Source organism: Dyadobacter sp., assembly GCF_051859145.1.
Lineage (GTDB): Bacteria > Bacteroidota > Bacteroidia > Cytophagales > Spirosomataceae > Dyadobacter.
Window position 1 is genome coordinate 1 of sequence record NZ_JBHYGF010000097.1, and the last position, 11,048, is coordinate 11,048.

The window sequence follows — 11,048 nt, forward strand, 5'->3', positions numbered from 1 at the left end:
GCATCGAAGCGACCATCAAAGTGATCTTTTTCATATTTTGTTTTTTTGGTAAGACTTGTGTGTAAATGTTGTCATTCGAAGGTGTTATTACAAAAACCTTACCACAAACGTATAGTGCTCTTTGGCATTCATTTTTGTGGAAGTTTGTTCTCAATGCCTTACTTACCCATTCTGGCTGAACTTCGCGCAATTGGAATGGGTTTGTTGGTAGATAAACAGGCCGGATATCTTTGTATATCTCGTTTGTACTTTATTGGTATAACCCCAGCATCATGCGTCAACTTTGCCCACTAGCCTTAACCTTACTTCTTGGAACAACCTGCCCCGCAGTATTTGCTCAGACCGATTCACTGTCTGCCCGCCAGCTGCAGGAAGTCACGGTCAATGCATTTGAATCAAAAACAAATCCGCTCACAACCACAGCAAGCGTAGCAGTTCTGAACGCACGCACACTTGGAAGATTTTCCCCAACGACCTGGGTCAACGCGGTAAGCAGTGTGCCCGGCGTGAGAATGGAAGAACGTTCACCGGGCAGTTACCGGTTTTCAGTGCGAGGCAGTTTAATGCGGTCGCCTTTCGGGGTAAGGAATGTGAAGTTTTACTGGAACGGGATCCCATTCACCGATGCAAGCGGAAATACACCCCTCAATTCTGTCGATTACGATGCAATTCAGGGAATGGAAATCATCAAAGGTCCGGGCAGCAGCATTTATGGTGCAGGAACAGGAGGAGTTGTGCTGCTGCAAAGCTATCCTAATAATGCTTTTCAAAACCGGGTTGAACAAAGTGTGAGTTTTGGAAAATACGGTTTTCAGAGCCGGAACTCCCTGATACAGGTCGGCGATATTTCTATTCAGTACGGACATAGCGAGCAGGACGGTTACCGCAACCACAGCGGAATGTCTCGCGACGCAATCCGGTTTACTTCTTCCTCCAGAATAGGAGAAAAAGGTACATTATCGCTGCTGGGTATGTACTCTGATCTTTATTATCAAACACCAGGCGGGATCAACCTGGCGCAGTACCGGGCCGATCCGAAACAGGCGAGACCGTCAACAGCAACAGTACCGGGTAGCGAGGCACAGCGGGCAGCCATTTATACCAAACTGGCAATGTTAGGTGGAAACTACACTCTGCAACTCTCCGATAGCTGGACACAGTCCAATGCATTGTACCTTACCTATACCGATTTTGCCAACCCGTTTATTTCCAATTATGAAAAGCGGGATGAAAATGGAATTGGCGGACGTAACATCTGGCAAAACCAGGCTGAATTTGGCAATGTAAAAACCAAGTGGACGACCGGTTTTGAGTGGCAATATGGAAAATCGGCGCAGCGTAATTATGATAATTTGAGCGGCATTCCGGGGGAGCAGCAAACTGTGGAGGATATCCGGACAACGAACCTTTCCGTTTTCAGCCAGCTGGAAGCAGTGCTGTTCACCGATATGACATTGAGTGCAGGTGTGAGCTATAACACATTTAAATACAAATACGAACGCTTTTTTGAACTTCCGTACGCAAAAGAACAGCGGAATTTCGACGGCATTTTTATACCCCGCTTTGCAGCTAACAAGGTAATAGCAGGTAACTGGTCTGTTACAGCTTCTTACAGCGGCGGATTTTCACCTCCTACCTTACAAGAGGTGCGGCCATCAGCCGGAGGATTCCGCCGCGACCTGAATGCGGAACGCGGGGTGAACACAGAAGTGGGCTTGCGGAGAACGGGCAAACGCATCACCGGAGAAGTGAGCCTGTACCACTTTGCATTGAAGGAAAGCATTGTGAGGAGAACCAATGAAGCAGGATCTGAGTACTTTATCAATGCTGGCAAAACGCGCCAGAATGGTTTGGAATGGACGGTTTCCTACGATCTGCTTTCGAATCCGGAACTGCCGGTTTCGCTCAGATTATGGAACAACGGAACCTGGACCCGATATACATTTGAGAACTTCCAGCAAGCAGAAACAGATCTGAGCGGCAAGTTCCTGCCAGGTATCCCGCGTTTTACGCAAACATCAGGACTGGACATTTTACTTAAATACGGAATTTCCGCATTCCTGACTTACCAGAGCGCCGACGCAATGTATCTTAATGATGCGAACACAATCAAAAATACATCTAACAACCAGTGGATTGCCCGCGTAAGCTGGAAGCGCAGCTGGGGTCGCCATTTTTACAGTGAACTTTCAGCATCAGCAGAAAAGGTCAATGCAGGCATTTACAGCATGGGCTACGATTTGAATGCATTTGGAAACCGGTATTTCAACAGTGCACCGAAGGATAACCTCTGGGCAGGATTGAAAATTGGCTGGGAGTGGCAGAAAAACGCGAGGTAATGCATTTATACATTCATATTCCTTTTTGTAAACAGGCTTGCCACTATTGCGATTTCCATTTCAGCACCAATACTTCCGGCAAGCGGCAGATGGTGGAGGCGATAGCGAAAGAGATTGCGCTGCGCAAAAGTTACCTTGGTCAGGAGCAGATCGAAACCATTTACTTTGGCGGAGGTACTCCTTCGGTACTCAGTAAGGAAGAGCTCGATCTGCTGCTGGATACCACTAGAAAGCATTTTACCATCTCTACAAACGCAGAGATTACCCTCGAAGCAAACCCCGACGATCTGACGCGTGAAAAGCTAAAAGGATTTTACCAGGCTGGGGTAAACAGGCTGAGTATCGGGATACAGTCTTTCGACGAAAATCATCTTAGATTCCTGAACCGCGTGCATTCCGCTGGCGAGGCGACGCAATGCGTGCAGCTTGCCCAGGAAGTGGGTATCCACAATATATCAATCGACTTGATCTACGCGATTCCGGCGCCTGATGATCAGATCTTGAAAGAGGATCTACAAAAAGCATTTGCACTCAACGTTTCACATATTTCAGCTTACTGCCTCACAATAGAGCCGCAGACCGTTTTTGGGAATTGGCTAAAAAGAAAGAAAATCCAGCCGATTGACGAGGAATTTGCGGCCCGGCAATTTGAGATACTGATTAAAAAACTTGCTGAAAACGGCTACGAGCAGTACGAGATCTCCAATTTTGCCAGGAACGGACATTACAGCCGGCACAACAGCTCTTACTGGAAACAGCATCCTTACCTCGGTGTGGGGCCAAGTGCGCATTCCTATAATGGAGCTAGCAGGGAATTCAATATTTCGAACAATGCAAAATATGTAGAGGCAATTGAGGCTGGTATAATTCCGGCCACTTTCGAGCAGTTATCTGCGGAAGATCAGACGAACGAATACGTACTGACCGGCTTGCGTACCAAATGGGGTGTGAATGTAGACAAGCTTCAAACGCTGTCAGAAGGGAAATTCTTCACGGTCAACAAAAACGAGTTGCTGACCATGAAGAAAAACGGATGGATCCGTGAAGAATCCGATACTTTGCTGCTCACCGAGTCCGGCAAATTATTTGCCGACCGGATTGCAAGCGATTTATTTATTTAAAGCAACTCCGCATTCAGCGTAATTTCTGCATTCAGCAGCTGCGAAATCGGGCATTCTTTTTTCGCTTTGTCAGCGATTTCAGCAAACTGCTCAGCAGATACTCCAGGCACTTTCGCCTTCAAGTCGATCGCGCTTTTTACAACTTGTCCTTTCGAAGGATCAAGACTTACTGTAGCAGTTGCATCAAGCTCGTCGGCTGTAAATCCGGCTGCATTCAGTTCGAAGCTTAGCTTCATGGCGAAACAACCCGCGTGCGCAGCTGCGATAAGCTCCTCAGGATTAGTGCCTTTTCCTTCTGCAAATCGTGTATTGAATGAATATTGTGTGTTTTCCAACACGGTACTCTGCGTACTGATCGTGCCGGTTCCTTCTTTACCGGTTCCTTTCCAAACGGCTGTTGCTTTACGGTTTATCATTTTTGGTCTTGGTTTTGTATGTATGGATTGATTTAAATAATGCAGCTTCAAAGCGTAAAGTAATGTGCTTCCCACATCTACGCAAATTATTATATTATTACCCTTTTGCAATAAAAACGATCTTCTAACTGTTCCAGAAAGTGCCTGTACTTGTTTCCAGGGCAATTTAGTTAATGAAAGTTAACGATCAGCCAGGAATTAAACTTTATCATTGCAAGGCAATCTAAATGCATATTTACAAACAATCTTCAATTTTAATTTAGCGCAATCATGAACAAGAAACTCATTCCACTGCTACTCGTATTCGTCGCATTATTCCAGGGCTGCCGCGGTCCGGAGGGACCACAAGGGCCGGTAGGCGATGAACTTATCGGGGAAACCATAGATCTAGTTGGCGTAAATTTTACGGCCGACAATGATTATGAATATTCTATGAGTTGGGACCAGGCAAAGCTGAAAGTGTATGAAGGCGACGCAGTTCTTATTTACAGCAACTGGGAAACGGTGAACTCCGGAAACCAGCAAGTAGATGCTTTTCGGTTGCTTCCGCTGACAGTTTACCTGCCGAATGGAATTTTATCCTACAACTTTGATCGTACGATCAATGATTTCAGGATCTTCCTGGACGGAACTGCTAACAGGGGTACACTGGATCCGGTTTACACCAGAAACCAGGAATTCAGGATTATTGTAATCCCATCGGAATTTGCAGCCAGAACCAGTGGAGCTTTGGATTACAACGATTACAATGCGGTTGTAAAAGCATTCAACATTGATGAATCTAAAATCCGTAAAGTATCAGTGAAATAATTCTGGAATGGTTTTTTAATTATATATTACAGAACATCATTCACTCAAATCCGGTAAGCAATTTACCGGATTTACTTTTTTCCAAATGAAAGCCGTTTTTAACACACTTCTGTTTCTGGTTTTAACAACTGCTGTGTGCAGTGCACAAGATTTTGCAGAGCAGACCAATAAATTTAGGGACAGTTACAAGAAGGAATTCCTTCATTCCCCGAACTCCCCGCTGAAAAAAGACGATCTCCGCTTTCTTCAATTTTACGATCCTGATTCTTCATACAGTGTCGAGGCGCATTTTGAAAAATCGAGAGGCGGGAAATCTTTTGAAATGCCTACTTACAGTGGTACCCAGAAGACTTACGTTCGTTACGGCGTGCTGAAATTCCGCGTAAACGGGAAGAAGCAAAAATTGAATGTATACCGCAGCCTGAGTTTGCAGACAGTCGCCAAGTATAAGGATTACCTGTTCATTCCATTTAAAGACAAAACCAATGGAACGGAATCATACGGAGGCGGTCGCTATATCGACCTTAAAACAACAGATATCAAGAACAACACTTACGTACTTGATTTTAATAAAGCGTACAACCCGTACTGTGCTTATAGCTCAGGCTACAATTGCCCCATTCCACCAGCTGCAAACCACCTTTCCGTTGCGATACCAGCAGGTGAGAAGAAATTTGCGAAGGAGCATGAGGAGACTAGCCTGAAATAGGTCACGGATTGTAAGCGAATAAGATATACTCTCCGTCGTCAGAATCTCCCATTGAGATCTGCTTCCAGCCATTTTTTTTGTAGAATTGAACCGCCCGGGAATTCAGGACCAGACATTTAAGTGTTGCATTCCCCTGCAATCTTTTGACTACATTCCCCAATAAAGCTTTCCCGATGCCCATTCCCTGGAATGCACTGTCAATGTATAGGTGGTGAATGAAATTGTCCGGCAGCCACACGGACGCAAATCCCGCCAGCTTTTCCCCCACCCTGGCCACTACGATGAACTCGCTTTCGGTATCATCGTCAAAACTGACCTCATTTAAACGAGCTTCGTCAAACCAGTAAAAAGTTTCACGCATTACCTGCTCGTATAATGCAGCGAGCTCGGCGCGGTCGGTTTCTTTAAATCTTGTAAATGTAACGGGGCGCTGTTCCATCGTGCAGAAGCTGAAAGTGGCGGCATAAAAAAGCCTGACTCTGGCAGAATCAGGCTGATCTTAACAATGTGGTGATTAAGCTTTCAAGAAGTTCTTTTGCTTCATAATGCGCTCAAATACTTTGATATCGTGCTCCGAAGTAAAGATATGGAATGGAAGGTGGAGAAACTGTCCTTTTGAGATGACTAGTACGTAAGCCTCCTTATCTTTATACGCATCCATAATCTGCTCCCATTTCATGATGCTTCCCTCTTTCTGGTTCAGCTTCATCAGGATCTGACGATTGTCGATCTCATACTGAAACTTCTCAAACATGGGCTTGTACTGGGCCAGCTGGGTAATTCCTGTAAACTGGATCAGCCAGAACAAAATGTAAAGTATCACACCCACAAACACCGTAATATAAATCCAGAGATTGGGATAAACGCCTGTTAAATTAAGTACTGCGTTGATCAGGATCAGGGCCAGGGGGATCAAACCCCATTTGAGCTGCGTCTTAAAAAAGTAACGCATAGCCAGGATAATGTATGTTTTGGTAGGTAATGCGTATTTCTTGGTGCGAACCGCAGCCGGGTTCGTGGGCATTTGATAAACGGGTTGGTGTTTGTTCACCGAAACTTTGGCCATAACTCAGTTTAAATTAACAAATTCCGATTCTCGACAGAATAAAGAAGAAGAAGATTTTCGAAAATGAAGTGCAAAGTTAGGAAAAACCGGGCGACATATCAGAAAGGCCCTGAAATAAAAACCAGTTATGAGATTTTAGTGTAATTTGTCTTTCTTAACTGCGTTGAACAAGTAAATCAGCCATTTCGATTCGATCCAATGAGTTTTCTGTTTCCATCATTTTTATGGGGTTTACTGGCCGTTTCTGTTCCGATTGCCATTCATATTTTTAATTTTCGCCGCACCAAGAGAGTATTCTTCACCAATGTGGCTTTTTTGAAATCAGTTGAAACCAAAACGCGTTCAGTAAGACAGATCAAACATTGGCTCGTACTTGCAGCAAGGATCCTGGCGATCAGCTGTCTCGCATTCGCATTCGCTCAACCATATATTCCCGCAGAAAACAAGCTCGCAGTCAGCCGGCAAGGTATTACCAGCCTGTACCTTGATAATTCGTACAGTATGGAAAGCGAGCTCAACAACAAACGTTTTCTGGATATTGCCACGCAGCGGCTGAGTGACTTACTGGGACTATTTAAAAATTCCACGTCGCTCCAACTGGTTACCAACGATTTCTCGGCCCAGGAACAGGGACTTTATCCGGCAGAAAAGCTGCGCGACAGGCTCACGACAATCAATCTTTCAAATACTCCAAGAACATTCGACCAGGTTTACCGCAGACAAGAGAATCTGATCTCACGACACCAGCAAGCGGGCAAAAACCAGTTCTTCTGGTTTTCCGATTTCCAGAAAAGCACCGCCGGAAACCTGAGCGCATTGAAGACGGACACAACCAATCAGGTTTTCCTGGTACCTGTTCAGGCGGCGGCAGAGAAGAACATTTTTGTCGATTCTACCTGGCTGAATACACCATTTATCCGTGAGCTGCAAAACAACATCCTGTTTGTGAAAGTAAGTAACTCAGGTACCGAGGAAGCTAAGAATGTGGTTTTGAAGCTCAGTCTGGACAATACGCAGGCTTCCACCGCTTCTGTCAATGTACCCGCAAACGGCAGTGCGACTGCCAAATTCAATTTTAATTTAAAAGGAAAAGGTTACAAAAAGGGGCAGATTACCTTTGACGATTTCCCGGTTACCTTCGACAACAATTACTATTTCGTGCTCAACTCCTCCCCTTTGATCCGCGTGTTACATATATATGGTCAAAAATCGGGTGGGAATTATGTTGAGAATGTATATGACAACGACAGCCTGTTTACACTCCAGAGTTATAGCGCACAGAATGTAGATCCCGGGCTGATCAGGAATGCAGATCTGGTTGTATTGGAAGGGTTGAACCAGGTTTCGGGCACATTGCCACAGGAATTACAGGATTTTGTCAAAAAAGGCGGCAGTGTTGCATTAGTACCTCCGGTTAACCCGCAGGCGGAAAGTTATGCTGCCTTTTTAAATGGACTGGGTGTGCGCGGACTGAATGTGAATGCAAATACGCCGCCAAACCCGATAGATCTGGCCGTCCCCGACCGAAACAATCCATTTTTTAGTGATGTATTTGAAGAATCTGTGCGGCAGGAGATCAACCTGAACCTGCCTACTGCCGCACCTGTTCTCACCTGGTCGAGTTCCGGGCAACAGCTGCTTGCGTTGCGTAATGGACAGGTTTACCTCAATCAGGTTACGGCAGGTCTGGGCAAGTTATATCTGTTCGCAGCGCCATTTAACCCCGAATATGGGAAGGTAGCCCAGCACGCGATTTTTGTACCGGTTATGTACAAGATCGCAGCTTCAAGCGTGCGCGCACAGCGCACATCTTACAAGTTTGACGAAGACCCGATCGACCTGAATATAGCCAATGTTCAACCCAATGCAGTTTACAAACTTCGCAGAAACAAGACCGAGCTTATTCCGGTGCAGCGTGTGAGCGGCAACCAGCTGCTGCTCAGCATACCTCAGGGCGACCAGCTGGGAGAGGGACTTGCAGCGGGTTATTACGAGCTGGTACGCGACAACAAGCCGGAACAGCTCATTGCGCTCAACCATAATAATGCGGAATCAAAACTGCAATACTACTCGCCAGCTGAACTGAGGACACTGTTTGCCGGACAGAAAAATGTCCAGGTTTTTGACAAAATAGATGACGAAGCATTTTCAACCGCATTTCAGCAGCAAAATATGGGTACCTATCTCTGGAAGTACTTTTTGTACGCGGCGCTGTTCTTTCTCCTCGTCGAAACCGCATTGATCAGGCTTCTGAAATGAGTAAGTCACCCGGTTGCATTTTGTCAGATTTTCTTCAAAAGATGCCAATTCAGTTTTATGTTAGCGGTTTTTAAGCCAATTTTGCGCGCACCACAATTACATTCGTAAATGCTTTCATACCGAATTGGAATTCTTGGAGGCGGACAGTTGGGTTTAATGCTTTTGCAAGCTGCCGTGGACTGGAACCTCGATATCCACGTGCTGGACCCGGATGCAGAAGCGCCCTGCTGCAAAATTGCCCCTCACTTTCAGCAAGGATCTTTACAGGACTACAATACCGTTTATGAGTTTGGCAAAAACCTCGACATTATCACGATTGAGATTGAAAAGGTAAATGTTGAGGCACTGGAGGCGCTTGAAAAGGAAGGCAAGAAAGTATACCCGCAACCTTCTGTAATCCGCCAGATCCAGGATAAACGCATTCAAAAGCAGTTTTACCTCGACCACATTCTGCCCACAGCTGAATTCATTTTAACCGAAAATCAACAGGACGTACATAATTACGTATCATTTCTGCCCGCTTTCCACAAGCTGGGCAAAGACGGTTACGACGGGCGCGGCGTGCAGCGGCTCACTTCCGAACAGGATCTATCCAAAGCTTTTGACAAACCCGGGCTGCTGGAAAAAGCGGTTGATTTTGAAAAAGAGCTGGCTGTGCTGGTAGCGCGCAATGCCCAGGGTGAAACCGCTACATTCCCGACCGTAGAAATGGTTTTTCATCCCGAGATCAATCTGGTCGAGTACCTCTTTGCGCCGGCAGAAATCTCGGAGGAAATTAATAGCAAAGCACAAGAGATTGCTAAGAAAACGGCGGAAGCTTTTCAGATAGTAGGTCTGCTGGCGGTAGAACTTTTCCTTACAAAGGACGGTGAAGTACTGATCAATGAAGTAGCGCCGCGGCCGCACAACAGCGGGCACCACACGATCCGCGCCAATGCGACCTCCCAATACGAGCAACACTGGCGTGCAATACTGGGCTTGCCACTGGGCAGCACACAGGCTTATGGTCCATCGGCTATGGTGAACTTGCTGGGCGAAGACGGGTTTGAAGGTCCGGCAGTTTACGAAGGAATGGAGAAGCTGCTGGCGAAAGAGGAGGTTTTTCCATTCTTGTACTGGAAAAGCATTACCAAACCTTTCCGTAAAATGGGACATATTACCATTATGGACAGCGATCTTACCGCTTTGAGAGAGAAAGTAGATTTCGTAAAGAACAATATCAGGGTTATCAGTACAAAACCAACGCAATAATTGAAATGGTAGGTATCATCATGGGAAGCCTCTCGGACGGAAAAGTAATGCAGCTTGCAGCCGACGCGCTGACCGAGCTGGGCATTCCGTTTGAAATGGAAATTGTATCCGCGCACCGCACGCCCGAGCGCATGCTGGAATATGCTTCCACTGCCAGGTCACGCGGATTAAAGGTGATTATAGCCGGCGCAGGCGGCGCGGCACACTTGCCGGGAATGGTAGCTTCACTTACCTCACTCCCGGTTATCGGGGTACCTGTGTTATCAAGCAACTCTATCGATGGCTGGGATTCGGTACTATCTATTCTGCAAATGCCAGCAGGCGTGCCTGTTGCGACAGTCGCATTGGACGGAGCCAGGAATGCCGGAATACTCGCCGCCCAGATCATCGGCGCGAGTGATGAAGCAACCGGAAAACGCCTCGATGCATTCAAAGAAAGCCTGAAAGACAAAGTTTCAGCGATGAATGAGGAATTAAGAAAGCAACTTGCAAACTAGTACGCGTTTATTATTTTCGTGAAATATTAACTCCACTAAAAACCTGATCTACGGCTAAGTTATGGAAGACGAATTCGCCAAAAAAAGAAATATCCGTCCCACCGAAAAGTCAAATTTACCGATCGTTACGTTGCTGGTATTGGTGCTTTTGGTATTAGCCATGCTTTATGTCGGCTATGAATATATCTCCGACAGCTCTTCCAATTCCGAGGAGCTCACATCTGTGGTAGTTGACTCGACACTGGAAGAATCAGCGGCTGAGCCCATTACAGACGAGCCGCTTGCCGAGACCGGGTCAGTTGAAGAATCAGGCAGCAACTCTAAAACCAAAACAGAACCCGCACCTGTTGCAGCTGCAGAAAAGCCCAAACCAACTGTATCCGCAGGCTCGCTTGGTGGAGAAACAATCACGCATTCCGTACAGGGCGGCGAAACGTTTTCAAGTATCGCGTCGAGATATAACCTGAAAACCGAAACTTTACAGGGGCTGAACAGCGATGTATCTGATGTAAAATCAGGTGTTACCAAACTGAAAGTACAGGTTAAGGCAGTACACACAGTAGGTCCGGGTGACGTTTTG

12 protein-coding genes are annotated in these 11,048 nt (G+C 46.2%); 8 read left to right on the top strand and 4 right to left on the bottom strand.

Annotated features, from left to right (window positions below):
• Positions 1-190, bottom strand: a 190-nt coding sequence (locus tag ACTIE6_RS07175; RefSeq protein WP_439555988.1) for a hypothetical protein, incomplete at its 3' end; no start/stop codon positions are given.
• 82 nt (positions 191-272) lie between these two features.
• Between ACTIE6_RS07175 and ACTIE6_RS07180 the strand changes: the two genes are divergently transcribed.
• Positions 273-2,339, top strand: a complete 2,067-nt coding sequence (locus ACTIE6_RS07180) for a TonB-dependent receptor (RefSeq protein ID WP_439555989.1) — start codon at positions 273-275, stop codon at positions 2,337-2,339.
• Complete coding sequence (gene hemW / locus ACTIE6_RS07185) at positions 2,339-3,460, top strand: radical SAM family heme chaperone HemW (protein ID WP_439555998.1); 1,122 nt, start codon at positions 2,339-2,341, stop codon at positions 3,458-3,460. Before ACTIE6_RS07180 ends, hemW begins: the two co-directional genes overlap by 1 nt.
• Here the strand turns inward: hemW and ACTIE6_RS07190 are convergent.
• Positions 3,457-3,876, bottom strand: coding sequence for an OsmC family protein (locus tag ACTIE6_RS07190; protein ID WP_439555990.1), 420 nt, complete (start codon positions 3,874-3,876; stop codon positions 3,457-3,459). The two genes, hemW and ACTIE6_RS07190, sit on opposite strands and share 4 nt — an antisense overlap.
• A gap of 270 nt (positions 3,877-4,146) precedes the next feature.
• Between ACTIE6_RS07190 and ACTIE6_RS07195 the strand changes: the two genes are divergently transcribed.
• Entirely contained in the window at positions 4,147-4,686 is a 540-nt protein-coding gene (locus ACTIE6_RS07195) for a hypothetical protein (protein ID WP_439555991.1), read from the top strand.
• Between the two features lie 85 nt (positions 4,687-4,771).
• The gene (locus tag ACTIE6_RS07200; RefSeq protein WP_439555992.1) at positions 4,772-5,395 is read left to right on the top strand and encodes a DUF1684 domain-containing protein; all 624 of its coding nucleotides are present in this window, start codon (positions 4,772-4,774) and stop codon (positions 5,393-5,395) included.
• Position 5,396: 1 nt separating this feature from the next.
• Here the strand turns inward: ACTIE6_RS07200 and ACTIE6_RS07205 are convergent, their stop codons facing one another.
• A complete protein-coding gene (locus ACTIE6_RS07205) occupies positions 5,397-5,834 on the bottom strand; it encodes a GNAT family N-acetyltransferase (RefSeq protein ID WP_439555993.1) in 438 nt (145 codons plus the stop codon).
• Between the two features lie 75 nt (positions 5,835-5,909).
• Positions 5,910-6,461 carry a YcxB family protein gene (locus ACTIE6_RS07210; RefSeq protein WP_439555994.1) on the bottom strand — a complete coding sequence of 184 codons (552 nt, stop codon included), beginning with the start codon at positions 6,459-6,461 and terminating at the stop codon, positions 5,910-5,912.
• Positions 6,462-6,659: 198 nt separating this feature from the next.
• Here ACTIE6_RS07210 and ACTIE6_RS07215 point away from each other — a divergent pair, with 198 nt between their 5' ends.
• The 4 genes from ACTIE6_RS07215 to ACTIE6_RS07230 all read left to right on the top strand — a co-directional run.
• Positions 6,660-8,720 carry a BatA domain-containing protein gene (locus ACTIE6_RS07215; protein ID WP_439555995.1) on the top strand — a complete coding sequence of 687 codons (2,061 nt, stop codon included), beginning with the start codon at positions 6,660-6,662 and terminating at the stop codon, positions 8,718-8,720.
• A 108-nt stretch (positions 8,721-8,828) separates the two neighbouring features.
• Entirely contained in the window at positions 8,829-9,971 is a 1,143-nt protein-coding gene (locus ACTIE6_RS07220; protein ID WP_439555996.1) for a 5-(carboxyamino)imidazole ribonucleotide synthase, read from the top strand.
• 5 nt (positions 9,972-9,976) lie between these two features.
• Positions 9,977-10,468 carry a 5-(carboxyamino)imidazole ribonucleotide mutase gene (purE, locus tag ACTIE6_RS07225; protein WP_056282865.1) on the top strand — a complete coding sequence of 164 codons (492 nt, stop codon included), beginning with the start codon at positions 9,977-9,979 and terminating at the stop codon, positions 10,466-10,468.
• A 61-nt stretch (positions 10,469-10,529) separates the two neighbouring features.
• Positions 10,530-11,048 (top strand): LysM peptidoglycan-binding domain-containing protein (locus ACTIE6_RS07230; RefSeq protein WP_439555997.1); only part of this gene is annotated, 519 nt, incomplete at its 3' end.